Raw genomic sequence first — 25,232 nt, 5'->3', positions numbered from 1 at the left:
GAGAAATCAGGGTGTTTGTGAGCCTTGCCAACCATAGGGACGGAAATGAGTGAGTCAACATGAGCGAAGTATGAGCAAGATTCGCACCATGAAAAATGCCGTTCACTTGCTTAAGTGAACGGCATTAGGGCCCAAGCCCGGTTTTTTCATGTCGTCTCGCCACGCGGCGGATCGGTAATCCGCTCTCAGACCGGCCGCGGCGCCAGCATGATGATGGCCATCCCGCACAAGGCCACCGCCGCGCCAGCCATGTCCCAAACACTGGGCCGCACGCCGTCCACCAGCCACAGCCACAACAGCGCCACCGCCACGTAGACGCCGCCGTAAGCGGCATAGACGCGGCCCGCCGCCGCCGGATGCAGGCTGAGCAGCCAGACGAACAGCGTCAAGGCCAGCGCCGCCGGCAGCAACAGCCACCACGGCCCCTCCTTGCGCAGCCACAGCCAGGGCAAGTAACAGCCGACGATTTCCGCCACGGCGGTCAGGCCGAACAAGAGCAATAATTTCAAAGCATTCAACATGGGGTCTCGCTGTGCGCCGGCATCAGATCAGGCCGGCGGCGATATTGATCATCAAGGCCAACACCGTGGCGTTGAAAAAGAAGGACAGCACGCAGTGCAGCGTGCCCACCTTGCGCATGGCGCTGGTGGTGTAGCTAACGTCAGCGGTCTGCCCGGATGTGCCGATAATGCAGGCGAAATAGAGGAAGTCGCCGTAATCCGGCTCTTCCTTGCCGGGAAACTCCAGGCCAGGGGCCAGGCCGCGCGCGTGAGCGGCGTAATAGGCCCGCGCGTAATGCAGCGCGAACATCACATGAATGAAGGCCCAGGAGGAAAAGATAGTCAGGATGGCCAGCGCAACGTGGCCGGCGCGCGGCCAGCCGTGCAGGTCCTTGACTACCGCCAGCTCCAGCACGATGGCGGCCAGGCTGGCCATCGCCGCCAGCACGGCCAGCGTCATCACCAACGTCTGCCCCTCGTCCTCCAGCCTGGCCCAATGACGAATATGCTGGCGGTCCTCGCTGAACATCATCCAGGCCACCAGCGTCAGATAGAGCACGGAGCCCACGTTCCAGCCGACGATGAAGCGGGTAATCTCCTGCACCGGCGACAACCAGGGCAGCGCTTGCACAACCAGCAGGCCGACGGCGGCGGCGATTGCCAGCCTCGGACGGGCCAGCAGCATGCGCGCCGGCGCAAACCGGCGAATGGAGCGAAACAGGGCGGACATGACGGCGAAACTCCCCGATGATGGATCAGGGCCTCAGTGTACCTGTCCCGGTGCGGGCGGCAAGCCCTCGCCGTTCAAGCCGGCAGTTCGCTGAAGCGCCGGGTGAACAACCGGTGGAAGATCTCGAACTCGCCCGGCGCCAACGCCAGCCGACATTGCCTGCCGTTACGGGTCTCGGTCAGCGTCTCCTCGGTCAGCACCCGGCTGCCTTCGGCGGTCAGCAAGGCCATCAACCGGGTCTTGTTGAACGGCGAGCGCGGGTCTTCGGCGATGCGGCGCTGGATCTCGCTCAGCGCGCCGCAATCGGCGATCTCATCGTCCAGGTCGAAGCCGTAGGCGATGCGCCAGCCCTCGCCCGGCGGCCGCCGTTCCAGTTGCGCGAAGCCGGCGCCGGCCGGCCAGGCCACCCGGTAGTCGCCGTTGGCGGAGCGCGCCACTTCGCCGCACAGCGGCACCATGCGCAGCGGTTGCTTCAGGCCGTAGCCGCAATCGAGCAAATAGCCCTGGGCTTGGTGCCACAGCAGAATGGCGACATGGGTGCCGCCCAGCGGCAGCCAATCCTGGCTGTCCTCATCGAAGATCGTGGCGCGGATCAGGCTGGCTTCCAGGCCGTTGCGGCGCAGGAACAGGTAGAGCAAGGGGTTGAGTTCGTAACACAGACCCCCTTCGTCGCGCAGCGCGATTTTTTCCAGCAGGCTCCGCTCGCTGATCGGTTCGGGACCGCCCTGGAACAGGCTCAGGTTTTCAAACGGCAGACTCAATGCCGTCTCGCGCAGCAAATCGTCAATGTCTTCGAAGGCCAGCGGCCGCTGCGCGTCCCAGCCGATGCGGGCCCGAAATAGAGCGTTGATGTCCGGCATAGTCCCTCCCGTCTCGCTTCAGACAGGCAATCTAACAGCCGCCGGACGGGATCGACAGATCAATTATCCGGGCGAGACGTTCAAAAAATTTGATGGTTCTCGCCCGCTGCATTCAACGCTCGCTCACCACCAGTGCTCCAGCTGCACCCCGAAGGTGGAGCCGCTAAGCGCATTGCCGAAGGCGCCCCCCTCGGCCAAAGTCGAGCCGGGCGCGGCCGCTTGCTGGGCGGCGCGGTTCCAGCGCGCGTAGGTGTAGAAGAAACGCAGTTCCGGCCGGCTCCAGAACGCCTTGTCCAGCGCCAAGGTCGGCGCGATGGTGAACTTGCTCAAGGTGCGGACCTGGCCGTCGGCGGCCTTGACCCGGTCGAAACCCACTTCGGCCGCCAGCTTGAAGCGCTCGCCGAAGGCGTAGACCGGCCGCGCGCCGGCCGACCACCAAGTCTGTCCGCCGTCCGGCCGCGCGTCGCGCTGCCAGGCCAGCATCAACTGACCGCCGAACTCGCGCGTGGCTTGCCAGTCCAGCGCCTCCACCAGCCGGCTGCGGCGCGCGCCGCTGTCGCTGGCGAGGCTGCCGGTGCCGCCCAGGCCGGTTCCCGGCCCCACCCCGTATTGCAGCGCAAACAGATTGCGTCCGCCCAACACGCCTTTTTGCTCGTGCAGCGCGCTGAGCGACCAGCCGCTGTTCGCGCCCGCCACCTGGCCGGCTCGCTGGATGTAGCTGAGCCCCAGAGTCAATTCGCCGCCGGGATTGACGGCGATGCCCCCCAATTGCAGATCGTGCTTATTGGCCTGGTCCGCCTGCCACCAATTGTCGTTGCGCGAGAAGGCGTAGCTGAGCTTGAGCGCTTGGCCCAATTTGAAATCCTCCAGGCCGAAACCGGTGCCGCTGGGATTCCAGAAATAGAAGTCGGCGATATGCACGTCGTGGCGTTTGTAGTAGCGCCGGCCCGCCCACAGGGTGGCGCCGTTCAGCTGCGGGATATCGCTCCATTTGGCGTAGGCCTGCGGCAGCCGGACATTGCCGTTGTCGCCCTGGAAAGTCAGCGAATGGCCATTGCGGTTGTACAAGCTGGCCATGCCCACCACGCTGAGCTTGCTGCCGTTTTCGGCCTGGAACAGCTGCTGGCCCAGTTCCAGTTCGGCGTACTGCTCGCATTCGTTGCCCAGTCGGTACTTGGTTTCGGCGCCGGCCAGCTGAAAGCAGCTCTGCTTGCCGCCGCTGTCGGAACCGCCTGCGCCCAGACGGGCGTAGCCGTGAAAATCCAGCGCTTGGGCGGCGGCGGGCAGCAGCAGAGGGGCGGACAAGGCCAGCAAGGCCAGCCCGCGGGGGGCGAATTGAGTCATTGTTCTCTCCATTTCCCTTCGTTTTGGGTACAGCTCGGCCTGCCGGCCGGGAATGCCGGCAAGTCGCTAAAACAGTTCATGAGCACAGCGTCTTCGAAAACCTTGCGACTCAACTCAGGACGGCGCGGTACAGCAAGGATTCATAAGGCCGCAGCCGCGCCCGGGCGGGATGCGACGCCGCGTCGGCGTAATTGGCGCACAGCAGCTGCCAGGCGTGGTCCGGGCTCAGGTAGTCGGCCGGCGGCGAGTAGTCGCGTTCCTCCGCGCTGAAATTGCTGATCACCAGCAACTTCTCGCGCTCGCCGGTTCGCGCGTAGACCCACAGCGCCGGATCGTCCGGCGTCAGGCAGCGGTAATCGCCGTCGCTGAAGATCGGGTACTGCTTGCGCAGCGCGATCAAGCGCCGGTAGTGCTGCAGCACCGAGTCCGGATCGCGGCGCGCGGCGGCGACGTTCACCGTCGCCGCGTCCGGCGTCAGCCCTATCCACGGCTCTCGCCGCGAGAAGCCGGCGAAGCGGCCGTCGTCCCATTGCATCGGCGTGCGCGAGTTGTCGCGCGACTTCTGCCGGATCGCCGCCATCGCCTGCTCGCGGTCCAGACCGTCGGCCAGCAACTGGCGATAAGCATTGTGGGTTTCCACATCGCGGTAGTCTTCGATATCGGCGAAGCCGGGGTTGGCCATGCCGATTTCCTCGCCCTGATAGATGTAGGGCGTGCCTTGCAAGCCGTGCAGCGTGGTCGCCAGCATCTTGGCGGACTCTACGCGGTAGCGGCCGGCGTCGCCGAAGCGCGACACCACCCGCGGCTGGTCGTGGTTGCACCAGAACAGCGCGTTCCAGCCGCCGCCCTCGTGCATGCCGCGCTGCCAATCAGACAGGATGCGCTTGAGCGCGATGAAATCGAAGGGCGCCGCGCGCCATTTCTCGCCGTCCGGGTAATCCACTTTCAAATGGTGGAAGTTGAAGGTCATCGACAGTTCGCGCCGCTCGGGATGCGAATAGGCCACGCAGTGTTCCAGCGAGGTGGACGACATCTCGCCCACCGTCATCAGATCGCGACCGGCGAACACCTCGCGGTGCATCTGCTGCAGGTATTCGTGCACTCGCGGGCCATCGGTGTAGAAATGGCGGCCGTCGCTGTCGTCCTCGGAAAAGGCCGGATCCTTGGAAATCAGGTTGATCACATCCAGGCGGAAGCCGGCCACGCCCTTGTCCGCCCAGAAATTCATCATGTCGAACACCGCGCGCCGCACCGCCGGGTTGTCCCAGTTCAAATCCGCCTGGGTCTTGTCGAACAGGTGCAGATAATACTGTCCGCTGGCCTCGTCCCGCTCCCAGGCCGATCCGCCGAACTTGGAGCGCCAGTTATTGGGCTGGTCTCGCCAGATGTAAAAATCGCGGTAGGGATTATCCCGGCCCTGCAAGGCCTGACGGAACCACGGATGCTCGGTGGAAGTGTGATTGACCACGATGTCCAGCATCACCCCGATGCCACGCAGCCGGGCCTCGGCCAGCAGCAACTCGAAATCGGCCATGCTGCCGTAGGCCGGGTCGATCGCGTAGTAATCGCTGACGTCGTAGCCGTTGTCGCGCTGCGGCGAGCGGTAGAACGGCGTCAACCAGAGATAGTCCACCCCCAGCCAGGCCAGGTAGTCCAGCTTGTCGGCCACGCCCAGCAAGTCGCCGGTGGCCGTGCCGTGGTGGCTGTAAAAGCTCTTGGGGTAGATCTGGTACACCACCGCGGATTTCAAATTCTTGTTCATCGGAACGGCTTTCGTATCAGGACTGCGGCAACTGGCGGCGCGCCAATACCCAGGTCAGGGCGAACGGCGTCACCAGGGCCACCACCATGCCCACTAGGAACATCGGAATCTGCTGCGGGATGATGGAGATGAAGGCAGGCAAGCCGCCGACGCCGATCGCCGAAGCGCGCACATGGCTGAGGGTGATGGTGGCCGCCGCCAGCGCCGAGCCGGCCAGCGCCGCGTAGAACGGCAGCTTGTAGCGCAGGTTGACGCCGAACATCGCCGGCTCGGTAATGCCGAAGAAGGCGGAAATCGCCGAGGTGGACGCCATGCTCTTCTCATTGCTGGCGCGCGCCAGCCAGAACATCGCCAGCGCGGCGCTGCCCTGAGCGATATTGGACAAGGCGATCATCGGCCAGATGAAGGTGCCGCCCTGGTTGGCGATCAATTGCAGATCCACCGCGATGAACATATGGTGCATGCCGGTCAACACCAGCGGCGCGTACAAGGCGCCGAACAGCATCGCGCCCAGCACGGGCGCCAGGTTGAACACATAGACCAGCGCGTCGGTAATGGCGATGCCCAGGTGGCGCGCCACCGGACCGATCACCGCCAGCGCCAGCACGCCGCTGACCACGATGGTGACGATGGGCACCACCAGCAACTGGATGGAATTGGGCACCCGCGGCCGCAGCCACAGCTCCACCCGGCACATCACCCAGGTGGCGGCCAGGATGGGCAGGATCTGGCCCTGATAGCCCACTTTCTCGATGCGGAACCAGCCCAGCACGTCGAAATACGGCAACGCCGCGCCGTCCAGGCCGGCGGCGGCCTTGCCATAGTTCCAGGCGTTGAGCAGATCCGGATGCACCAGCAGCAGGCCCAGCACAATGCCCAGCACCTCGCTGCCGCCAAAGCGCTTGGCCGCGGACCAGCCCACCAGCGCCGGCAGAAACACAAAGGAGGTGTTGGCCATCATATTGATCAGCCCCCACACCCCGTCCAGGCCCGGGTAGGCGTCCAGCAGGCTCTTGCCGTCGATGAACATGCCCTTGGCGCCCAGCAGATTGTTCATGCCCATCAGCAGGCCGGCCACGATGATGGCGGGCAGGATGGGCATGAACACGTCGGAGAACACCTTGACCAGCTGTTGCAAGCGACCCTGCTTCTGATCGCCGCTGGCCTTGACCTCGGCCACGGTGGCGCGCTGCAGCGCCGCCAGTTCGATCAAGGGCTGGTAGACCCGGTCCACGTCGCCGGAGCCGATCACGATCTGAAACACGCCGCCGTGACTGAACTGACCCTTGATCAGGTCCACCTGGCGCAAGGCCTCCTGGTCCACCCGGCTTTCGTCCTTCAAGGACAGGCGCAGCCGGGTAATGCAGTGCGCGGCCTGCTGGAGGTTGTCGCGGCCGCCCACCGCTTCGAGTATCCGCGCGGCTATCTTCTGGTAATCGTGGCTCATCTGAGGGTCCCTGTATCTCTCGGCCGACGGTCTGCGCCGTCTAGCCCGTTATCAAACCTGGCGGCGGTATTGGCAAGCGCCGCCGATGCTGATGGCACGCTAACTGGTACAGACGAGTTGTGTCAACACTCGTATAGACGAGTTTGCGCAAAATCAAATACGCCTGTGCGCGAACGCAACAGGCGCCATAAGTCGCTTCAGATCAAGGTATGACGGCGCGCGCCGCCGGGCCGCTATTTGCGGCGGGCGACGTCGGAGAAGAAGAATTTGTCCAGCCGGTGGCGGGACTCGGTGTATTCGAACTGACGGCCGTCGTAGAGGTGGGTGTGGTTCTTGACCACGATCACATGGTCCATGCCGTTCAAGTCCAGGTAGCAGCGGTCGTCGTCGTTGCAGGCCTGCGCCTCTATCACCCGGCGCGCGTAGCTGATGTTCAGGCCCAGCCGCTGTTCGATAAATTCGTAGATGGAACCGGCGGCGGCTTCACGATCCAGCCCCGGCACCAGGCTGGCGACGAAATAGTTGATGTCCAGAATCACGTTTTCATTGTCGATATTGCGCACCCGCTTGATCTTGAGCAGCGGGGTTTTCTCGCGCACGTCCAGCAGCCTAGCCAATTGCGCGTCCGCCGGCACCGTCTCCATTTCCGCCACCCGGGAGCTGACGCGGCGGCCCAGATGCTGATGCGCCTCCTTGAAGCTGACGATGCCGCTGAGCTGGAACTCGATATTGCCGGAGCGCAGCACAAACACGCCCTTGCCGTGAATCTTCTGCACATAGCCGCGCTCCTGCAACATGTCCACCGCCTTGCGCACGGTGCCGCGGCTGGCCTCGTAGCCCTGCATCAGCTCGGTTTCGGAAGGAATGCGGTCGCCTTGCTGGTAACGCTGGTTGTCGATGTCGGCGACGATGTCGGAAAAGATTTGGCTGTATTTGTTCACGGCGTGGATTCGGCAAGATCTGGCGGAGCGCCCCAGTCCGGCAGTCTGCCTCAAGCGCGGGCGGCGCGCCAGTCCGCGCCGGACGCGTTCTTCCGCTCCGCGCAACACTGCATTGTCCGCCGCGGATATTCCGCCGGCCGCCGGCCCGGCGCACACTGGGCGCCTTCCCTCACCAGACAGGAACGTCGTCATGCACGCACCAGAACTCCGCCCGCCGCTGCCTCCCTTCGATCTCGACAGCGCCATCCTCAAAGTCCGCCTGGCCGAAGACGGCTGGAACAGCCGCGATCCGGAACGGGTGGCTCAGGCCTATACCGAGGACAGCCAGTGGCGCAACCGCGCCGAATTCCCGCGCGGCCGCGCGCAGATCATCGAGTTCCTCAGCCGAAAATGGCGGCGCGAACACGAGTACCGGCTGATCAAGGAACTATGGGCCCACGACCGCGAGCGCATCGCGGTGCGCTTCGCCTACGAATGGCGGGACGAGGCCGGCCAGTGGTTCCGTTCCTACGGCAACGAAAACTGGGAGTTCGCCGCCGACGGCCTGATGCAACGCCGCTACGCCTGCATCAACGATCTAGCCATCCGAGAGGACGAGCGCCTGTTCCACTGGCCGCTGGGGCGCAGGCCGGAAGATCATCCCGGCCTGAGCGAGCTGGGCTTGTAAGAACCTATTCAAAGTCTGCTGCGCTTCAGGCCGCCTTGCACGGCGAGTACAAGCTCAAAATGCTCATGTACCACGAGTACATTCCGCTTTTTCGCTCGTTTTCGCCTTGTCTCGCTCTCGCTCGCGAGACTTTGAACAGGCTCTAAGCCCGACCTAGGCGGCCCTCACTCCGCGAAGCAAGCATCCTCCAGCAACATGTCCTCGAAGAAAGCGCCGAAGGGCCGGGACGGATGGCGGATGTGGATTTCCAAGACCCACAGCATGCGCGCCGGAGTGAAGTCCACCTCCGCCAGCGGCCCCTCGTGGATGGCCGCGTGCGGGAAGTCCGCCAGCCGATGCCCGGACAGGTCCAGGTTCAGCGTCCAGCCGCGGCCGGCGGCGCAGTCCTCCGCGAACCGGTACAGCTCGCGCCCGCTACAGCCCTCGCTCGCCCATTTGCGCCTCACCTCGTGGAAGATGGCGCGGGCGTCGGCGGCGCAGCCCGCCATCTCCGGGTCCGAGCCGGTGACGAAGCTGTCGCCGCCGTCGCCCTCCCACTGTTTCCACACCGGGCCGATGTCGATGAAGAAAATATCGTCCTCGCCCAGACGCACGCCGGGGTCGGACGCCGCGCCGAAAGTCTTCAGCGTGTTGCGGCCAAAGCGCACATAGACATCGTGCCAGCCGCGCAGCATGCCGCGCTCGGCCAGAATATCCTTGGCCAGTTCCACCGCTTCCTCTTCCAGCATTCCCGGTTGCATCGCCGCGGCGATCAGCGAGATCGCCTGCCGGGTTTTGTCCCGCACCGTCATCAATTGCTGCGGATCAAAATTCGGCCCCACGCCTTCCAAAGCCGATTGCTGAATATTTGCTTCCATTTCATGCTCCTTTAGTGAGTGCGGGCAGGCGGCCGCCTACCCTGGTATGACAAGACTTAAACCCTGCAAGCCCGGCTGCAGGGCAATCTGGCAGGCCAACCGGCTGCGGCCGTCGCCGGCTTCCAGCGCCGCCAACAGCCGCCGCTCCGCGCGTTCCATTGCAGGCAAACGCGGCAGCCAGTCCCGCTCGACGCGAACCAGGCAAGTGCCGCAGGCGGCCTGCCCGCCGCAGACGCCGCGCATCAGCCCGGCGGCGGCCAGCGCCTGCATCAGGCTGCCGGAGGCGGCCACCTCCAGCCGCCGCTCCCCGCCATCCGCGACGCGCACGCTTAAAGCCACCGCCTCCGAGACTGACGCGACTGAAGCTGCCGGCTGAAACGCATCCGCCAGGAAGCGCTCCTCCGGAAGGCCGCACTCCCGCGACAGCAACTGACGCGCCGCGCCCACCATTGCCGGCGCGCCGCAGGCGTAAGCCTCGGCAGCGCGCAAACAGGGGAAATCCTCCGCCGCCGCCTGCTGGACGAAGCCGCGCCGTCCATGCCAGCCCGGCTCGGCCTCGGACAGCACCGGCTCGAAACGAAAACCCGGACGCTCGCGCTCCCACGCCCGCATCTCCTCAAGCAAATACAGGTCGTCCGCCTTGCGGCCGCCCCAGTACAAGATCACCGGCCGCCCTCCGGACTCTCCCAAACCCTGCTGCAGCATCGCCCGCAGCGGCGCGATCCCGGTGCCGGTGGCCAACATCAGCGACTGCTCTGCGCCGGAGTCCTCCCGCCACACGCAATCGCCGTAGGGCCCTTGCAGCCAAAGCTCATCGCCCGGCCGCGCCTGCCGGCGCAACCACTCGGAAAACGCGCCGCCCGGCTGCAAGCGCACCTGCAGTTCCACGCCGCCGTCGGCGCGCGGGGCCGCCGCCATCGAATAACTGCGCGTCAGCCCGCCCGGAGCCGTCACCGAAACGAACTGCCCGCTGCGAAAACGCAGCGGCCCCGCGTCAACGCACTCCAGCCGCAATCCGCATACATCGCGCCCCAGCCGCTCTATCGCCGCCAGCCGGTAGCCGCTCGCGCCGCTGTCTTTCTCTTGTGTCATTTGCCGCTCCTTGAATGTTCATCCCGACCACTTTAAGCCGCCGCTGGACCAGCAAAAACATCCAGTTTTGATAAAATTGATGGTCCAGAAACAGGAACGAGAACCAGGAAAGGAGTCCGCGGCATGCTGCGAAAATGGGATTTGCAACTCAGCCTGGATAGAGACGGCGGGCTGCCGGTGCACCTGCAAATCGCCCAGCAGATCAGCGCCGACATCCAACGCGGCCGGCTGTGGCCGGGCGCGCCGCTGCCGGGCAGCCGCGAACTGGCGGCACAACTGGGCATCAACCGCAAAACCGCGGTGCTGGCCTACGAGGAACTGGCGGCGCAAGGCTGGCTGCTGACCCAGGGCCGGCGCGGCACCTTCGTCGCGCCCAGCCTGCCGCTGCTGTCGCCGCGGTCCGCGCCAGCCGCCGCGCGAACGCCCGCAAGCGACCCCGCGCACGACGACATCGACTTTGGCGACGGCGTGCCGGATTCGCGGCTGATTCCCTTCGACGTGCTGGGCCGCGCCTACCGCCGCGCGCTGATCGCCGCGGCCCGCGCCGGGCGTCTGGCCTACGGCGACCCGCGCGGCGAACTGCCCTTGCGCCAGGCCTTGGCGGAAATGCTGGACATGGAGCGCGGGCTCAACGCCGACGCCGAACGCATCTGCGTGATGCGCGGCAGCCAGATGGGCATCTATCTGGCCGGCCGCGCGCTGCTGCGGCCCGGCGACGCGGTGGCGCTGGACGCGCTCAGCTATCCGCCGGCGCGCGAAGCCTTTCGCTCTCTGGGCGCGCGGCCGCTGGACGTGGAGCAAGACGCCGCCGGCATGCGGCCGGACGCGCTGGAACGGCTGTGCCGGACCCATCCTGTCAAAGCCGTCTACCTGACTCCGCACCACCAGTACCCAACCACCCTGATGATGCCGGCAGAACGCCGGCTGCAACTGCTGGCCCTGTCGCGGCGCTACGGTTTCACCATCATCGAAGACGACTACGACCACGAATTCCACTACAGCCGCAGCCCGATGCTGCCCATGGCCAGCCTGGACGCCGCCGAACGCATCATCTACGTGGGCTCCCTGTCCAAAGTGCTGGCGCCGGGCCTGCGCGTAGGCTACCTGGTGGCCGAGCCCGCCCTCATCCAGCGTTTCGCCGCCGACATCATGCTGATAGACCGCCAAGGCAACGCCGTCACCGAACTGGCAGTGACGGAATTGATGCATAGCGGCGAGCTGAAGCGTCATCTCCGCCGCGCTCTGCGCATCTACCGCGCGCGCCGTCAGGCGCTGGCCGACGCGATAGACCGCCATCTGGTCGGCCTGGCCGAATACAAGCTGCCGGAAGGCGGGCTGGCGCTATGGCTGCGGCTGCCGTCCTGGGTGGACATGCCGCGGCTGAGCGCGGATGCGCGAAGCGAGGGTGTGCGCTTCCTGCCCGGCGGCGCTTTCGCCGGCGACAGCCGCGGCATCCCGGCGCTGCGTCTGGGCTTCGGCGCGCTGGAAGCGGCGCAACTGGAGCTAGGCGTCGCCCGCCTGGCGCAGGCGCTGCGCCGGCAAATTCCAGCGGCGTGATTGCAGTCGCCATGACAAAGAACTAATCTGAGCCGATACCCCCGCCCGAAAGATCCGCCATGAACCACGCCAACGGCCCTTACCGACTCACGTTGGAACGCCTGATCGACGCCCCGCCGGAACAGGTTTACCGCGCCTGGACCGAAGCCGAACTGCTATGCCAATGGTTCACCCCGCGGCCGTGGACGGTGGCCTCGGCCGAACTGGACGTTCGGCCCGGCGGCTCCAGCCTGGTGGTGATGCGCAGTCCGGAAGGACAGGACTTCCCCAATCGCGGCGTCTATCTGGAAGTGCGGCCTGGACGCCGCCTGGTGTTCACCGACGCTTACACTGAAGCCTGGCTGCCTTCGGCCAAGCCCTTTATGACCGTGACGCTGGAATTCCAGCCCCGCGACGGCAAGACGCATTACCGCGCCGACGTCTTGCACTGGACCGAGGCCGACCTGCGCGAACACGAGGCGATGGGCTTCGCCAGCGGCTGGGGCCAGGCCACCGATCAACTGGAAGACCTGCTGGCCGGGCTGGGCGGAGGCGCTTGAGCGTGTGCTTTTTTATCAATCGCTTAGCGCGCGCGCCATCGCCGAAACCGTCCACAGCGGCGGCGCGCCTTGCCAAAACAGGCAAAAAACGCTACATTCGGGCGCTCTAGCCGAAAAACGCGCGGGTGTAGCTCAATGGTAGAGCAGAAGCTTCCCAAGCTTACGACGAGGGTTCGATTCCCTTCACCCGCTCCAGTCCGATTTCCCAACCCGTAACCTAGATCAAACCGCTGGCATGGCCCATCCGAGCATCCACCAATGAAATTGAACTCCGGCCGGCTGTGGCTTCGCATCGCTGTTTACAGCCTCACCGCGCTAGTGGCGGCCGTCGTGCTGGTGCAATCGCTGATCTATTGGCAATTTAATGAAGCTCAGGTGCGCGGCACCCTGTCGCACGCCTTGCAGGACACCGGCCGCGTCATCAGCATCGAAGGCCGCGTCGCGCCCGTATTGTTCCCCTCTCCCGGCATCCAGATCGAAAAGCTCTCCGTCTCCGAACCTGGCCAGCAAACGCCCTTCGCCCGCGTGGAAGAAATGCGCGTCGGCCTGGCCTGGTGGCCGCTGCTGTTCGGCAACCGCGAAGTGAGCTCGGTGGCGCTGTACGGCCCCAGCGCCAACATCAGCCGCGGCGAAGACGGCCGCCTGTCCATCGCCGATCTATTTCAGCGCCATAGCCAGAGCAGCTTCTCCATCAAGCTGGATACGCTGAAGATACGCGAGGGCACTCTGGTGCTGTCGGACCAGATGACCCATACCGACAGCCGCGTCGCCAGCATCAGCCTGGACGCGGACGATCTGCGCGGCGGCGCCAGCCTCAGCGCCGGCGCCATCCTGGAACAGGGCTCGCGCCCGGTGCGCCTGGCGGTCAACACCCCGCTGTCCATTCAGGACGACCAGGTCAGCCTGGAAGCGCTGGACGCGGTGGCGATGACCCAGGTTCCCGGCCTGGGCGAAAGCAAACTCACCGTCAGCGGCCAGTACAAACTCAATTTCGCCACCTTGCAGGCCACCGGCAGCAATGTGGCGCTCGCCTTCAGCAGCGAGCGGCCCAGCAGCGAAGTCCACCTGGCGCTGCCGCAGATCAACGCCAGTTTCGACGAACTAACCATGCCTTCCGGCCAACTGAGCGCCAAGCTCAGCTACGCGCGCAGCCAGTACCAGCTGGAAGCCGCGCTGGAAAACCTCAAGCTCAACGAAGCCGGCCTGTACGCCGACAAGCTGCACGGCGACTTCAACTGGCTGGCCGGCTCCACCAAGGTCAACGTCAAGCTCAACGCGCCGCTGTCGCTGGCCGGCATGAGCCAGTTGCGAATGCAGCCGCTGGCGCTGACTTCCACCATCACCACCCCGCTGCTGCCGCGCGGCAAGCTGGTGTCCACCATGGACGGCTCGCTGGACGGCGACCTGGACGAGCCGCGCTTCAATCTGCGGGTCGCCGGAAAAATGGACGGCTCCGACCTGGCGGTCACCGTCAGCCAGTACGGCCTGATCAAACCGCGCCACGAGGCCACCGTGTCCGTGGGCCGGCTGGACCTCAACCGCTACCTGCCGGAAAGCAAGGGCGATCCGGTGGCCATCTTCCAAAATACCGGCGATATCCCGCTGGACTGGCTGGACCTGTTCGACCTCACAGGAAAAGTGGCGATAGGCGAACTGGCGGTAGGCCGCTTCCGCATCAAGCAAATCAGCAGCAATGTGCGCGTCAACCCGCGCGAACTGGAGCTGGGCCAGATGTCGGCAGACATTTACGAAGGCCGCTTGCAGGGCGACGCCAGCCTCAGCCGCCGCGACGTGCCTCAGTTGAAAGTGAACCAGACGCTGCAAGGCATGAAGATCCGCCCGCTGCTGGTGGACTTGTTCAACTTCAGCCGCCTGGACGGCAAGGGCAACGGCAAAATCGACATCAACGCGGACGGCAAATCCTTCGCCCAGCTGCGCGACACCCTCAGCGGCAATGTGCAGATGAGCCTGAACAACGGCGCGTTGACGGGCATCGACCTAGTGGCGGCGCTGAAAAACCTGCCGGCCGAACTGAAGGAATGGAACAGCGCCGCGCAGAACGACCAGAAAACCACCTTCTCCACGCTGTCCAGCAGCTTCCGCCTGGACAAGGGCGTGGCGCGCAGCCAGGACCTGAAACTGGCGTCTCAACTGATGAATGTAGGCGGCGGCGGCAAGATAGACCTGAAGCAGAGCATCGTCGACTACACCATGGACGTGCAGGCCAACCCGCTGGCCTTCGCCCGCCTCAAGGGCGTCAACGTGCCGCTGAAAATCACCGGCCCGCTGAACGCGCCGGTGTACGCGCTGGACTTCAACGCCATGGTCAAGGGCAAGAAGACCGAGGTGGAAAAGCAGCAGGCGCTGAAGCAGCAGTTGCAGAAACAGATCACCACCATCCTGCCTTAGAACCTGTTTACGACCAGCTGCGCTGCGGTGAAGCCCGACATGGTGAACACCGCTTCGAAATGCGCATCTACCACTTGACCATTCCGCTTTCTCAGCCGTTTTCATCTCAGTCTCGCTCTAGCTCGCGAGACTTTGAACAGGCTCTGAGACCCCGCATTAAGACAAACGGCCCCCGCGACTCACGCCGCGGGGGCCGTTTCGGCTTTATCTCGTAGGACCTTACTCTCCCTGCAGAATCCGGTATTCCGCCAGCGCCAGCTGTTCAGGCGTACCCAACAACACCAGTGTGTCGCCCTGCTCCACCTCGAAGCTGTCGTCGAAATCGGTTCGCCGCACTCGCTGGCGGCGGATCGCCTTCAATTCCACGCCTAAATCCTGTAAATGCAAATTGGCCAGAGGCTGTCCCACCGCTGCCGCCCCGGTGCAGACCTGAACGCTCTGCAAGCGAGGCACCAAGGCCTCGTCCATGCCCTCGCCCTCGTCGCTGACGCCGCGGAAGAAGCCGCGGAACAGGCCGTAGCGCTCCTCGCGCACCGCGCGGATGCGACGCACCACCCGGCTCGGCGGCACGCCGACCACCAGCAAGGCCTGCGAGGCCAACATCAGGCTGCCCTCCATCACCTCGGCCACCACCTCGTCGGCGCCGGCGTGGCGTAGTTGATCCATATCGCTGTCGTCCACGGTACGCACGATCACCGGCAGCCCCGGCCGCGCATGTTCAACCGAACTCAGAATACGCAAGGCCGCGTGTGTGTCTGCAAAAGTCACCACCACCGCCTTGGCGCGCATCAAGCCAGCCGCCACCAACACCTCGTGCTTGCCGGCGTCGCCGAACACCACCGGATCGCCAGCCTCCCCAGCCTCGCGTACCCGCTCCGGATCCATGTCCAGCGCGAAGAACGGAATCTCCTCCGCTTCCAACAGCCGCGCCAGCGCCTGGCCGCTGCGGCCGTAGCCGCAGATCACCACATGGTCGTTCTTGGACATGCTCTCCACCAGCATATGGTGCAGGTCCAGCGCCTGGAACATCCAGTCCTGCTTGATCAGGCGGCGGGTGATCTTGTCCCCGTACAGAATCAGGAAGGGCGCGATCAGCATCGAGATCAGAATCGCGGCGATCGCCGCCTGAGCGGTGCCGGCCGGCACCAGATGCAGGTTCAAAGCCAGCGCCAGCAGCACAAAGCCGAATTCGCCGCCCTGCGCCAGGGCCAGCGCGGCGCGCATGGACTCATTGGACTTGTGGCGGAAACCGCGCGCCACGCCGTACACCACAGCCACCTTGATCGGCAGCAGCAGGGCCAACATCAGCAGCACTTCGCCGAAACGCTCGAACAACACCGTCAGCTCCAGCTTCATGCCGACGGTGACGAAGAAGAAACCCAAGAGGATGTCGCGGAACGGCCGAATGTCCTCCTCCACCTGATAGCGGTATTCGGTTTCCGAAATCAACATGCCAGCGACAAAAGCGCCCAAGGCCAGCGACAGGCCGGACAGCTCGGTCAGCCAGGCCACTCCCAAGGTCACCAGCAGCACATTGATCATGAACAGCTCGCCCGAGCGCTGTCGCGCCACTAGGTGGAACCACGGCCGCAGCAGGCGCTGGCCGAAGAACAACAACAGAGCCAGCACCACCACCACCTTCAACGCCGCCAGGCCCAGATCCATCCACAAGGTGTCGCTGCCGCCGGCGAAGGCCGGGAACAGGATCAGCAAGGGCACCACCGCGATATCCTGGAACAGCAACACGCCGATGGCCAACTGGCCGTGAGCCTGGTTCAACTCCAGCCGCTCGTTGAGCAGCTTGCTGACGATGGCGGTGGAAGACATCGCCAGCGCGCCGCCGACGGCGAAGCCAGTTAGCGGGCTGCCGCTGATCCAGCCCACCGCCAGGCCCACCAACAGCATAGTGGCCGCCACCTGGCCGAAACCGACGCCGAACACCAGCTGCCGCATCGCGCGCAGCTTGGGCAGGGAAAACTCCAGGCCGATGGAAAACATCATGAAGACAATGCCGATCTCGCCGAGAAAGGCGGTTTCCTCGCCTTGCGGAATCAAATTCATCACGCCGGGGCCAGCCAGGAAGCCCACCACCAGATAGCCGAGCATGGCCGGCACTTTCAGGCTGCGGCACAAGGTCACCGACAGCACCGCAGCCAGCAAAACCAAGACGATAGGGGCAAGAGACGAATGCATCGCGCGGCGGAACTCCTGAGGCTGATGGGATGGAAGGCTGCAATTTTTAACACATGCCAAGCAAAAGATGCACCAGCCTGCGTTCAGCGATTATAACCTTTGATATACTTTCGAATTATGGAAAAAGTACAAGCTCCGTCCCGGCTCCAGTTGGCCCGGGAAGTCCTGCAGATAGAGTCCGAAGCCATTACCGCGTTGTCGCGCAGCCTGAACGGCGACTTTCTCGCCGCCGTGGACCTGATTCTGTCCAGCCCCGGCCGTCTGGCGGTTACCGGCATGGGCAAGTCCGGCCACGTGGCGCGCAAGATCGCCGCCACCCTGGCCAGCACCGGCACGCCGGCCTTTTTCGTCCATCCGGGCGAGGCCGCCCACGGCGACCTGGGCATGATCACCGCCCAGGACATCGTGCTGGCCCTTTCCAACTCAGGCGAAAGCGACGAGGTCATCGCCCTGCTGCCGGCCTTGAAGCGCAAGGGTGTGCGCTTGATCTGCATGACCGGACGCGAAAACTCCACCATGGCGCAGGAGGCCGACATCCATCTGGACGCCCGCGTGGAAAAGGAAGCCTGCCCGCTGGGCCTGGCGCCCACCACCAGCACCACGGTGCAGATGGCGCTGGGCGACGCGCTGGCGGTGACGCTGATGGACGCGCGCGGCTTTGGTCAAGGCGATTTCGCGCTGTCGCATCCGGGCGGCAGCCTGGGCCGCAAGCTGCTGGTTCACGTTTCCGACATCATGCACAGCGGCGATGAATTGCCGCGGGTGGCGCCGGGCACCTCGCTGAAAGACGCCTTGCTGGAATTGTCGCGCAAGCGGCTGGGCATGCTGGCCGTCTGCTCCCCCGACAACGCCCTGCTGGGCGTCTACACCGACGGCGACCTGCGCCGCACGCTGGAACGCTCCGCCAATCTCTACGACCTGACCATAGATCAGGTGATGAGCCCCTCGCCGCGCACCATAGGCCCGAAAAAACTGGCCACCGAGGCGGTGTTCCTGATGGAACAGAACAAGATCACCAGCCTGCTGGTCGTAGACGAAGACAACAAGCTGATAGGCGCGCTGCATCTGCACGACCTATTCAAAGCCGGCGTGATCTGAACGTCGGCATTAGCAAGGACAAGCATGCAAAGCATTTTCGAGCAAGCCCGCAAGGTCAAGCTGCTGATCATGGATGTGGACGGCGTGATGACCGACGGCCGCATCTACTACAACGCCCACGGCGAAGAAAGCAAATCCTTCAACGTGCAAGACGGTCTGGGCCTGCGCCTGCTGCAATCCACCGGCGTCAAGCTGGCCATCATCTCCGGCCGCGCCGACCGCTGCGTCGAACATCGCGCCCAGGCGCTGCAGATCGACCACTACTACGGCGGCGTGCACGATAAGAAGCTGGCCTTGGCCGAGTTGCTGACGTGCACCGGCCTGAGCGCCGAGGAATGCGCCTTCATCGGCGACGATCTGATCGACCTGCCCATCATCACCCGCGTCGGCCTGGCCGTAGCGGTGCCGGAAGCGCCGGCCCTGGTGCGTCAGCGCGCGCACTACGTCACCGGCTGCTCCGGCGGCAAAGGCGCGGTGCGCGAACTGGCGGAACTGATCATGCAGGCCCAGGGCTCCTTCGATCAGATCCTGGCAAGGTATCTGGCATGATCCGCCTGCTGCGCTCCCACCGCCTGTTCCCGCTGCTGCTGGTGGGCCTGACCGGCCTCTTGACCGTTTGGCTGGACCAAGTCTCTCGCTGGGACAGCAACCGACGCGAACTGGACCCGGACAAGCCCGAATACGTGGCCGAACACCTGATCGCCACCCGCTTCGACGCGCAAGGCAAGCTCAATGAACGGCTGATCGCCACCCGCATGTGGCAGTACCCGGGCAAGGACGACGCCTTCTTCGAAAACCCCGAGCTCTACCAGTACCAGCAAGGCGCACTGCAATACCAGTTGATCGGCGACGTCGGCCGTTACAACAACAAAACTCAACAGGCCTACTTCGACAAGAAGGCGACCATGATCCAGCCCGCAGCCGCGGACAAGCCGGAGACCAAGGTCGTCACCAGCGCCATGCACGTCGACACCGCCAAGAAAATCGCCCGCTCCGCCGCGCCCACCGTGTTCTATCACGGAAAATCGCACGGCAACTCCGTGGGCTTCGTCTATCAGCAACAGACAGGTTTGTTGAACCTGCTGTCTCACACCAAGATCATTTATGAAAAATAAGCTCCGTCTCCTGCTGGCCGGCCTGGCGCTGGCCGCCGCCTCCGTCGCCCACGCCGAACAGGCCGACCGCACCAAACCGATGGAAATCACCAGCGACAACGGTTGCACCATGGACCAGATCAAGGGCGTGTCCACCTGCGAAGGCAATGTGGTCATCATCCAGGGCACCTTGCGCCTGAACGCCGACAAAGTTGTCGCCACTCAGGACAAGCAAGGCCAACAGACCCTGGTGGCCACCGGCCGCATCGTCACCTTCCGCCAAAAAATGGACGGCAAGAACGAATGGGTGGAAGGCCAGTCCAGCCGCCTCGACTACAGCAGCGCGGCCAATCTCGCCGTGCTGACCGGCAACGCCCGGGTCAAGCGCGAAGGCGACCTGGTGGTGGGCAATGTGATCACCTACAACACCCAGAACGAAACCTACCAAGTGACCGGCGGCACCGCCACCGGCCCCAATAAGGGCCGCGTCACCGTGATCCTGCAACCCAAAAACGCCGCCTCCCAGCCGGCGGCGGCCAAGCCCGCCAGCGGAGCCGCCAAATGACGCAAAGCGTGCTCAAGGTAGAGCGCCTGCGCAAGCGCTTCAAAAAACGCACCGTGGTCAAGGACGTGGCGCTGGAAATCGCCAGCGGCGAAGTGGTGGGCCTGCTCGGCCCCAACGGCGCCGGCAAGACCACCAGCTTCTACATGATCGTCGGCCTGATCGGCGCCGACGACGGCGAAATCCGCCTGGACGATCAGGTGATCACCCACTACCCCATCCACCAGCGCGCGCGCCTGGGCCTTGGCTATCTGCCGCAGGAAGCCTCCATCTTCCGCCGCATGACGGTGGAAGAGAACATTAGCGCCATCCTGGAAGTGTCCGGCCTCAAGGGCAAGGAGCTGGAAAAAGAGCTGGACCTGCTGCTGGACGACCTCAACATCGGCCATCTGCGCGACAGCAGCGCGCTCTCGCTGTCCGGCGGCGAACGCCGCCGCGTCGAGATCGCCCGCGTGCTGGCCACCCGGCCGCGCTTCATCCTGCTGGACGAACCCTTCGCCGGCGTCGATCCGATCGCGGTGATCGACATCCAGAAAATCATCTCCTTCCTGAAGGAGCGCGGCATCGGCGTGCTGATCACCGACCACAATGTCCGCGAAACCTTGCGCATCTGCGACCGCGCCTACATCATCAGCGAAGGCTCGGTGCTCGCCTCCGGCGAGCCGGAAGAACTGGTCAACAACGAGAAGGTGCGCGAAGTTTACCTTGGCGAACACTTCCACCTATAAGCGATGAAACAGACCCTTCAGCTCAAGGTATCGCAGCAGCTGACCCTGACGCCGCAGCTGCAGCAATCGATCAAGCTGCTGCAGATGTCCACCCTCGACCTGCAGACTGAAGTCGAGCGCTTCTTGCTGGACAATCCCTTGCTGGAACGCGGCGACGAAGCGCCGCAAGGCGAGGCGCCGGACGCCGCCGCCCAGGAGCCGGAAGCCCCGGCGGACAGTCGCGACGAATCCTCCGGCGATGACGGCGACCGCGGCGCCGAGGCCGGCGAACTGAGCGACTGGGGCAGCGGCGGACGCCGCGGCGACGGCGACGACGAGCTGGACCCGATGCTGAACGTGCCCTGTCCAATCAGCCTGCGCGAGCACCTGCTGGCGCAACTGGGCGAAGTGGCGCTGCCCACGCGCGACCAGGCCATCGTTCAGTTGCTGATCGAAGAACTGGACGACGACGGCTATCTGAGCCAGACGCTGGACGACATCGCCAGCCACCTGCCGCTGGAACTGGAAATCGAGACCGACGAGCTGATGATAGGCCTGCGCCTGCTGCAGCAGTTCGATCCGCCCGGCGTCGGCGCGCGCTCCTTGCCGGAGGCGCTGGCGCTGCAATTGCAGCGGCTGGATCCGGACGAGCCTCAGCGCGAACTGGCTCTGGCCATCGTCCGCGATCATCTGACCTTGCTGGGCAATCGCGACTACACTCGGCTGAAAAAGCAACTGAGCGTGGACGACGCCGCGCTGCGCGCCGCCCAGGCGCTGATCGCCCGCCTCAACCCCCGCCCCACCGCCGGTTTCGGCGCCAGCGACACCCAATACGTAATCCCCGACGTCTCGGTCAGAAAACGCAAGGGCCGCTGGGTGGCAACCCTGAACGGCGGCGCCGTGCCCAGGCTGCGCGTCAACCAGATGTACGCGCGGCTGCTGGCGGAAAACCGCGGCGGCAACGGCGAAATGTCCTCGCGGCTGCAAGAGGCGAAATGGCTGGTGAAGAACATCCAGCAGCGATTTGACACTATCCTGAAAGTGGCGGAAGCTATCGTTGAACGACAGCAATCGTTCTTTGAGCACGGCGAAGTGGCCATGCGCCCGCTGATTCTGCGCGACATCGCGGACGAGCTGGGCCTGCATGAGTCCACGGTGTCCAGGGTGACCACCCAGAAATACCTGCTCTGCCCGCGCGGTCTGTTCGAGCTCAAGTATTTCTTCGGCAGCGCGCTGGAAACCGACAGCGGCGGCGAGTGCTCCGCCACCGCGATCAAGGCGCATATCCGCAGCCTGATAGACGCCGAATCGCCGAGCAAACCGCTGTCCGACAGCGCCCTGGTCGAAGCGCTGTCCAAACAGGGAATACAAGTTGCCAGACGCACGATAGCCAAGTATCGTGAAGCCATGCAGATACCGCCGGTTAACCAGCGCAAGACGCTGTGAGCCAGGCGGCGGAATACAGCGATCCGGCCGACCCGACCGGACTGTCAACACCAGAAGGAGCTAGGGTATGAACCTCAAAGTAACTGGACTGCATCTGGAAGTAACTCCCGCCCTGCGCGAATACGTTGAAACCAAAATGGAGCGCGTTACTCGACATGTCGACCATGTGATCGACATTTCCGTTACTCTGTCTGTTGATAAACTGGTGCAAAAGGCTGAAGTCAACGTGCATCTGTCCGGCAAGGACATTCACGTGGAAGCCACCGAATCCGATATGTACGCCGCCATCGATCTGTTGATCGACAAGCTGGACCGCCAAGTGCTGAAACACAAGGAAAAACAGTCTGAACACCGTGCTCCGGCGCCTGAAGCCAGCCTGTAATCCCTTGAATTGGAAGGCGGGAGCCTGCGGGTTCCCGCTTTTCTTTGCACTTGCCCGTTTTCAGTACTATCAAGGCAACGTAGAATTGCCGGGTTTTTCTCAGCCGCATGCATAATCCAATATGAACCTCATCGGCAAAATCCTGACCCCCGAACACGTGTTGCTGGATCTTGACGTCGCCAGCAAGAAGCGCGTGTTCGAGCAGGTCGGCCTCTTGGTTGAAAATACCCGGGGCATCGCGCGCAGCGAAATCTTCGATTGCCTGTTTGCCCGCGAAAAGCTTGGCTCCACCGGCCTTGGCCAGGGAGTGGCGATTCCTCACGGCCGCGCGCGCGGCCTGAAGGAAGCTATGGGCGTGTTCATCCGCCTGAAAACGCCTATTCCCTTCGATGCCCCCGACGGCAAGCCGGTACAGTGCCTGTTCGTGCTCTTGGTGCCGGAACAGGCCACGGACCTGCACTTGCAAGTGCTGTCCGAGCTGGCCCAATTGTTCTCCAGCCGCCAGATGCGCGAACAGATGCTGGGCATCTCCATCCGCGACGAGCTCTACCAGCTGCTCAATAATTGGGTGCCCAATGCCTAGCATCAGCGTCCGCCGTCTGTACCAGGAAAACCAGCAGAAGCTCAACCTCACATGGGTTGCGGGCACCGGCGGCGCCGACAATATGATAGGCAACGACGAACAGCGCCCGACTCAGGCGCTGGTCGGCCACCTCAACTTCATCCACCCCAACCGGGTCCAGGTGCTGGGCCTCGCCGAGGTGGACTATCTGAACAGGCTGGAGCAATCCGCCGCCAAGACCGCGCTCGATCAGTTGTTCCACAAGAGCATGTCGGTGGTGATGGTGGCCAACGACCAGCCCGTGCCCAAGCTGCTGCGCGACTACTGCCACACCCACAACGTCCCCTTGATGACCACCAAGCTGGAAAGCCCCTACCTGATGGATGTGTTGCGCATCTATCTGGCGCGGGCGCTGGCGGTGTCCACCGTGCTGCACGGCGTCTTCCTCGACGTGTTCGAGATCGGCGTGCTGATCATGGGCGATTCGGCGATGGGCAAGAGCGAGCTGGCGCTGGAACTGATTTCCCGCGGCCACGGCATGGTGGCCGACGACGCGGTGGAGCTGTACCGCATCGGCCCGGACACGCTGGAAGGCCGATGTCCGCCCCTGCTGCGCGACTTCCTGGAAGTGCGCGGCCTGGGCATCCTCAACATCCGCACCATCTTCGGCGAAACCGCGGTGCGGCCCAAGAAGGTGCTGCGGCTGATCATTCACCTGGTCAAGGCCAACGACCAGGCGATGCAGGCGCTGGACCGCCTCAACATCCAGTCGGAAACCCAGGACATCATCGGCGTCACCATCCGCAAAGTGGTGCTGCCGGTGGCCGCCGGCCGCAACTTGGCGGTGCTGGTGGAGGCCGCGGTGCGTAACTACATTCTGCAACTGCGCGGTATCGACAGCACGCGCGAGTTCATCGAACGCCACACCAACTTCCTCAGAGACCAGGAAAATGCGCCTGATATTGATTAGCGGCCTGTCCGGCTCCGGCAAGTCGGTGGCGCTGCGCGCCCTGGAAGACGCCGGCTTCTACTGCGTGGACAATCTGCCCGCCACCATGCTGCACGAGGCGATGTCGCTGTACGCCGACTACGGCTACGAGCAGATCGCCATCAGCGTGGATACCCGCTCCGGCCCGTCGCTGGGCGCCTTGCCGGCGGAAATGGAAAAATTGCGGGCCCAGCAGGTGGACGTGCGCCTGCTGTTCCTGGAAGCCACGCCCGCCACCTTGGTCAAGCGCTTCTCCGAAACTCGTCGCCGCCATCCGCTGTCCGGCGCCGACGTCACGGTGGAGGAAAGCATTCTGCTGGAACAGGACATGCTGGCCGAGATCATGGAGTTGGGCACCCGCATCGACACCAGCGAGCTGTCCGCCAACGCGCTGCGCAGTTGGGTGCGCGAACTGGTGGACGCCGACAGCAGCCGGCTGACGCTGATCTTCGAATCCTTCGGCTTCAAGCACGGCCTGCCGCGGGATGCCGACTTCGTTTTCGACGTCCGCTGCCTGCCCAACCCCTATTACGACCCGCAGCTGCGCCCCTTCACCGGCCGCGATCAAGCCATCATCGACTTTTTCCAGCAAACGCCGGAAGTGCAACAGATGGTGGACGATATCCAGCAGCTGGTCAGCAAATGGCTGCCCTGTTTCAGCATGGAAAACCGCAGCTATTTGACCGTCGCCGTCGGCTGTACCGGCGGCCAGCACCGCTCGGTCTACATCACGGAGCAACTTGCCCGCCTGTTCGCCCCCGAACAGGTGCTGGTGCGCCATCGCCAGCTCTACCGCCAGAACTGAACGCGTTCGGGCCGCCCGCCTACAGGAGACATTCATGCGCCCGATCAAAACCGTCACCGTCGCCCTGACCGGCGCCTCCGGCCTGCCTTACGGCTTGCGGCTGATCGATTGCCTGATCGCCGCCGGCGTCCGCGTCTGGGTGCTGTATTCGCAAGCCGCCCAAGTGGTGGCCAAACAGGAAATGGACCTGACCCTGCCGTCGCGCCCAGCCGAGGCCCAACAGTGGCTGATGCAACGCAGCGGCGCGCGCGACGGTCAGCTGGCGGTATTCGGCCGCGAAGAATGGTTCGCGCCGGTGGCGTCCGGCTCCAACCCGGCCGACGCCATGGTGGTCTGCCCGTGCTCGATGGGCACGCTGGCCGCCATCGCCCAGGGCAGCAGCGACAACCTGATTGAGCGCGCCGCCGACGTCAGCATCAAGGAACAACGCAAACTGGTGCTGGTTCCGCGCGAAGCGCCGTTCTCCGCCATCCACCTGGAAAACATGCTCAAGCTGGCCCGTCTCGGCGTTGTCATCCTGCCGCCGTCTCCGGGGTTCTATACTCATCCCAAGACCGTGGACGACATGATCGACTTCGTGGTGGCGCGAATTCTGGATCAGCTCCGCATCGACAATCAATTAACGCCGCGTTGGGGCGAGCCCGCCCCGGACAGTCCCGCAGCGCCCTAGCCCGCCGCCGCGCCGCTCGC

Annotated in this window: 25 protein-coding genes and 1 tRNA gene; 16 read left to right on the top strand and 10 right to left on the bottom strand. The window is 64.3% G+C overall.

What is annotated here, in order from left to right; translation table 11 throughout:
* Positions 1-185 precede the first annotated feature (185 nt).
* From HA052_RS02830 to treR, 7 genes are all read right to left on the bottom strand, one after another.
* Positions 186-521 carry a YnfA family protein gene (locus tag HA052_RS02830; RefSeq protein ID WP_166450669.1) on the bottom strand — a complete coding sequence of 112 codons (336 nt, stop codon included), beginning with the start codon at positions 519-521 and terminating at the stop codon, positions 186-188.
* A gap of 22 nt (positions 522-543) precedes the next feature.
* Positions 544-1,230 (bottom strand): DUF1345 domain-containing protein, encoded by a 687-nt coding sequence (locus HA052_RS02825; protein WP_081544437.1) that lies wholly within the window; start codon positions 1,228-1,230, stop codon positions 544-546.
* Positions 1,231-1,304: 74 nt separating this feature from the next.
* On the bottom strand, positions 1,305-2,090 hold the full coding sequence (locus HA052_RS02820) for an arylamine N-acetyltransferase family protein (protein WP_166450668.1): 786 nt from the start codon (positions 2,088-2,090) through the stop codon (positions 1,305-1,307).
* A gap of 123 nt (positions 2,091-2,213) precedes the next feature.
* Entirely contained in the window at positions 2,214-3,434 is a 1,221-nt protein-coding gene (locus HA052_RS02815) for a maltoporin (RefSeq protein ID WP_206118750.1), read from the bottom strand.
* A gap of 109 nt (positions 3,435-3,543) precedes the next feature.
* The gene (treC, locus tag HA052_RS02810) at positions 3,544-5,196 is read right to left on the bottom strand and encodes an alpha,alpha-phosphotrehalase (RefSeq protein WP_166450667.1); all 1,653 of its coding nucleotides are present in this window, start codon (positions 5,194-5,196) and stop codon (positions 3,544-3,546) included.
* Between the two features lie 16 nt (positions 5,197-5,212).
* Positions 5,213-6,643, bottom strand: a complete 1,431-nt coding sequence (gene treP, locus HA052_RS02805; RefSeq protein ID WP_166450666.1) for a PTS system trehalose-specific EIIBC component — start codon at positions 6,641-6,643, stop codon at positions 5,213-5,215.
* A 233-nt stretch (positions 6,644-6,876) separates the two neighbouring features.
* The gene (gene treR, locus HA052_RS02800; RefSeq protein WP_346774535.1) at positions 6,877-7,584 is read right to left on the bottom strand and encodes a trehalose operon repressor; all 708 of its coding nucleotides are present in this window, start codon (positions 7,582-7,584) and stop codon (positions 6,877-6,879) included.
* A gap of 190 nt (positions 7,585-7,774) precedes the next feature.
* On the opposite strand from treR, the gene HA052_RS02795 reads away from it, so the two are divergent.
* Positions 7,775-8,251, top strand: a complete 477-nt coding sequence (locus tag HA052_RS02795; RefSeq protein ID WP_166450664.1) for a nuclear transport factor 2 family protein — start codon at positions 7,775-7,777, stop codon at positions 8,249-8,251.
* A gap of 164 nt (positions 8,252-8,415) precedes the next feature.
* Here the strand turns inward: HA052_RS02795 and HA052_RS02790 are convergent, their stop codons facing one another.
* Positions 8,416-9,108, bottom strand: coding sequence for a M24 family metallopeptidase (locus HA052_RS02790; protein WP_166450663.1), 693 nt, complete (start codon positions 9,106-9,108; stop codon positions 8,416-8,418).
* Positions 9,109-9,144: 36 nt separating this feature from the next.
* Positions 9,145-10,200: an NAD(P)H-flavin reductase gene (locus tag HA052_RS02785; protein WP_166450662.1), complete on the bottom strand. Its 1,056-nt coding sequence runs from the start codon at positions 10,198-10,200 to the stop codon at positions 9,145-9,147.
* A gap of 123 nt (positions 10,201-10,323) precedes the next feature.
* Here HA052_RS02785 and pdxR point away from each other — a divergent pair, with 123 nt between their 5' ends.
* From pdxR to HA052_RS02765, 4 genes are all read left to right on the top strand, one after another.
* On the top strand, positions 10,324-11,757 hold the full coding sequence (pdxR, locus tag HA052_RS02780; RefSeq protein WP_166450661.1) for a MocR-like pyridoxine biosynthesis transcription factor PdxR: 1,434 nt from the start codon (positions 10,324-10,326) through the stop codon (positions 11,755-11,757).
* A gap of 59 nt (positions 11,758-11,816) precedes the next feature.
* Positions 11,817-12,296 carry an SRPBCC family protein gene (locus tag HA052_RS02775; protein ID WP_166450660.1) on the top strand — a complete coding sequence of 160 codons (480 nt, stop codon included), beginning with the start codon at positions 11,817-11,819 and terminating at the stop codon, positions 12,294-12,296.
* Between the two features lie 121 nt (positions 12,297-12,417).
* Positions 12,418-12,491 (top strand) — tRNA-Gly (locus tag HA052_RS02770).
* Between the two features lie 63 nt (positions 12,492-12,554).
* Positions 12,555-14,705: an AsmA family protein gene (locus HA052_RS02765; RefSeq protein WP_166450659.1), complete on the top strand. Its 2,151-nt coding sequence runs from the start codon at positions 12,555-12,557 to the stop codon at positions 14,703-14,705.
* A 219-nt stretch (positions 14,706-14,924) separates the two neighbouring features.
* Here the strand turns inward: HA052_RS02765 and HA052_RS02760 are convergent, their stop codons facing one another.
* Entirely contained in the window at positions 14,925-16,898 is a 1,974-nt protein-coding gene (locus tag HA052_RS02760; protein WP_166450658.1) for a monovalent cation:proton antiporter family protein, read from the bottom strand.
* 117 nt (positions 16,899-17,015) lie between these two features.
* On the opposite strand from HA052_RS02760, the gene HA052_RS02755 reads away from it, so the two are divergent.
* The 11 genes from HA052_RS02755 to HA052_RS02705 all read left to right on the top strand — a co-directional run bounded on the left by HA052_RS02755 (position 17,016) and on the right by HA052_RS02705 (position 25,212).
* On the top strand, positions 17,016-17,996 hold the full coding sequence (locus tag HA052_RS02755) for a KpsF/GutQ family sugar-phosphate isomerase (protein ID WP_166450657.1): 981 nt from the start codon (positions 17,016-17,018) through the stop codon (positions 17,994-17,996).
* A gap of 24 nt (positions 17,997-18,020) precedes the next feature.
* Positions 18,021-18,545: a KdsC family phosphatase gene (locus HA052_RS02750; RefSeq protein WP_166450656.1), complete on the top strand. Its 525-nt coding sequence runs from the start codon at positions 18,021-18,023 to the stop codon at positions 18,543-18,545.
* Positions 18,542-19,111: an LPS export ABC transporter periplasmic protein LptC gene (gene lptC / locus HA052_RS02745; RefSeq protein WP_081544424.1), complete on the top strand. Its 570-nt coding sequence runs from the start codon at positions 18,542-18,544 to the stop codon at positions 19,109-19,111. The genes HA052_RS02750 and lptC overlap by 4 nt, the downstream gene beginning before the upstream one ends.
* Positions 19,101-19,655: a lipopolysaccharide transport periplasmic protein LptA gene (gene lptA / locus HA052_RS02740; RefSeq protein ID WP_081544423.1), complete on the top strand. Its 555-nt coding sequence runs from the start codon at positions 19,101-19,103 to the stop codon at positions 19,653-19,655. The genes lptC and lptA overlap by 11 nt, the downstream gene beginning before the upstream one ends.
* The gene (lptB, locus tag HA052_RS02735; RefSeq protein WP_019104257.1) at positions 19,652-20,380 is read left to right on the top strand and encodes an LPS export ABC transporter ATP-binding protein; all 729 of its coding nucleotides are present in this window, start codon (positions 19,652-19,654) and stop codon (positions 20,378-20,380) included. The genes lptA and lptB overlap by 4 nt, the downstream gene beginning before the upstream one ends.
* Positions 20,381-20,383: 3 nt before the next feature.
* Complete coding sequence (locus tag HA052_RS02730; protein ID WP_166450655.1) at positions 20,384-21,805, top strand: RNA polymerase factor sigma-54; 1,422 nt, start codon at positions 20,384-20,386, stop codon at positions 21,803-21,805.
* A gap of 67 nt (positions 21,806-21,872) precedes the next feature.
* On the top strand, positions 21,873-22,187 hold the full coding sequence (gene hpf / locus HA052_RS02725) for a ribosome hibernation-promoting factor, HPF/YfiA family (protein WP_019104259.1): 315 nt from the start codon (positions 21,873-21,875) through the stop codon (positions 22,185-22,187).
* A gap of 121 nt (positions 22,188-22,308) precedes the next feature.
* Positions 22,309-22,770 (top strand): PTS IIA-like nitrogen regulatory protein PtsN, encoded by a 462-nt coding sequence (gene ptsN, locus HA052_RS02720; protein WP_043632481.1) that lies wholly within the window; start codon positions 22,309-22,311, stop codon positions 22,768-22,770.
* A complete protein-coding gene (gene hprK, locus HA052_RS02715) occupies positions 22,763-23,719 on the top strand; it encodes an HPr(Ser) kinase/phosphatase (RefSeq protein ID WP_019104261.1) in 957 nt (318 codons plus the stop codon). Before ptsN ends, hprK begins: the two co-directional genes overlap by 8 nt.
* The gene (gene rapZ / locus HA052_RS02710; RefSeq protein ID WP_081544421.1) at positions 23,700-24,542 is read left to right on the top strand and encodes an RNase adapter RapZ; all 843 of its coding nucleotides are present in this window, start codon (positions 23,700-23,702) and stop codon (positions 24,540-24,542) included. Before hprK ends, rapZ begins: the two co-directional genes overlap by 20 nt.
* 34 nt (positions 24,543-24,576) lie before the next feature.
* A complete protein-coding gene (locus tag HA052_RS02705; RefSeq protein WP_166450654.1) occupies positions 24,577-25,212 on the top strand; it encodes a flavin prenyltransferase UbiX in 636 nt (211 codons plus the stop codon).
* Positions 25,213-25,232: the final 20 nt, after the last annotated feature.

Source organism: Chromobacterium fluminis, from assembly GCF_011602385.1.
In the GTDB taxonomy this organism is placed as follows: Bacteria; Pseudomonadota; Gammaproteobacteria; order Burkholderiales; family Chromobacteriaceae; genus Chromobacterium; species Chromobacterium fluminis.
Note: the sequence above shows the minus strand (reverse complement) of the source record. Positions and strands in the feature narration are given on the sequence as shown.

What these genes read in the sequence shown, in the direction of transcription:
- HA052_RS02830 (WP_166450669.1), bottom strand. Translation starts at nt 521, where the DNA reads ATGTTGAATGCTTTGAAATTATTGCTCTTGTTCGGCCTGACCGCCGTG.
- HA052_RS02825 (WP_081544437.1), bottom strand. Translation starts at nt 1,230, where the DNA reads ATGTCCGCCCTGTTTCGCTCCATTCGCCGGTTTGCGCCGGCGCGCATG.
- HA052_RS02820 (WP_166450668.1), bottom strand. Translation starts at nt 2,090, where the DNA reads ATGCCGGACATCAACGCTCTATTTCGGGCCCGCATCGGCTGGGACGCG.
- HA052_RS02815 (WP_206118750.1), bottom strand. Translation starts at nt 3,434, where the DNA reads ATGACTCAATTCGCCCCCCGCGGGCTGGCCTTGCTGGCCTTGTCCGCC.
- treC (WP_166450667.1), bottom strand. Translation starts at nt 5,196, where the DNA reads ATGAACAAGAATTTGAAATCCGCGGTGGTGTACCAGATCTACCCCAAG.
- treP (WP_166450666.1), bottom strand. Translation starts at nt 6,643, where the DNA reads ATGAGCCACGATTACCAGAAGATAGCCGCGCGGATACTCGAAGCGGTG.
- HA052_RS02795 (WP_166450664.1), top strand. Translation starts at nt 7,775, where the DNA reads ATGCACGCACCAGAACTCCGCCCGCCGCTGCCTCCCTTCGATCTCGAC.
- HA052_RS02790 (WP_166450663.1), bottom strand. Translation starts at nt 9,108, where the DNA reads ATGGAAGCAAATATTCAGCAATCGGCTTTGGAAGGCGTGGGGCCGAAT.
- HA052_RS02785 (WP_166450662.1), bottom strand. Translation starts at nt 10,200, where the DNA reads ATGACACAAGAGAAAGACAGCGGCGCGAGCGGCTACCGGCTGGCGGCG.
- pdxR (WP_166450661.1), top strand. Translation starts at nt 10,324, where the DNA reads ATGCTGCGAAAATGGGATTTGCAACTCAGCCTGGATAGAGACGGCGGG.
- HA052_RS02775 (WP_166450660.1), top strand. Translation starts at nt 11,817, where the DNA reads ATGAACCACGCCAACGGCCCTTACCGACTCACGTTGGAACGCCTGATC.
- HA052_RS02765 (WP_166450659.1), top strand. Translation starts at nt 12,555, where the DNA reads ATGAAATTGAACTCCGGCCGGCTGTGGCTTCGCATCGCTGTTTACAGC.
- HA052_RS02760 (WP_166450658.1), bottom strand. Translation starts at nt 16,898, where the DNA reads ATGCATTCGTCTCTTGCCCCTATCGTCTTGGTTTTGCTGGCTGCGGTG.
- HA052_RS02755 (WP_166450657.1), top strand. Translation starts at nt 17,016, where the DNA reads ATGGAAAAAGTACAAGCTCCGTCCCGGCTCCAGTTGGCCCGGGAAGTC.
- HA052_RS02750 (WP_166450656.1), top strand. Translation starts at nt 18,021, where the DNA reads ATGCAAAGCATTTTCGAGCAAGCCCGCAAGGTCAAGCTGCTGATCATG.
- lptC (WP_081544424.1), top strand. Translation starts at nt 18,542, where the DNA reads ATGATCCGCCTGCTGCGCTCCCACCGCCTGTTCCCGCTGCTGCTGGTG.
- lptA (WP_081544423.1), top strand. Translation starts at nt 19,101, where the DNA reads ATGAAAAATAAGCTCCGTCTCCTGCTGGCCGGCCTGGCGCTGGCCGCC.
- lptB (WP_019104257.1), top strand. Translation starts at nt 19,652, where the DNA reads ATGACGCAAAGCGTGCTCAAGGTAGAGCGCCTGCGCAAGCGCTTCAAA.
- HA052_RS02730 (WP_166450655.1), top strand. Translation starts at nt 20,384, where the DNA reads ATGAAACAGACCCTTCAGCTCAAGGTATCGCAGCAGCTGACCCTGACG.
- hpf (WP_019104259.1), top strand. Translation starts at nt 21,873, where the DNA reads ATGAACCTCAAAGTAACTGGACTGCATCTGGAAGTAACTCCCGCCCTG.
- ptsN (WP_043632481.1), top strand. Translation starts at nt 22,309, where the DNA reads ATGAACCTCATCGGCAAAATCCTGACCCCCGAACACGTGTTGCTGGAT.
- hprK (WP_019104261.1), top strand. Translation starts at nt 22,763, where the DNA reads ATGCCTAGCATCAGCGTCCGCCGTCTGTACCAGGAAAACCAGCAGAAG.
- rapZ (WP_081544421.1), top strand. Translation starts at nt 23,700, where the DNA reads ATGCGCCTGATATTGATTAGCGGCCTGTCCGGCTCCGGCAAGTCGGTG.
- HA052_RS02705 (WP_166450654.1), top strand. Translation starts at nt 24,577, where the DNA reads ATGCGCCCGATCAAAACCGTCACCGTCGCCCTGACCGGCGCCTCCGGC.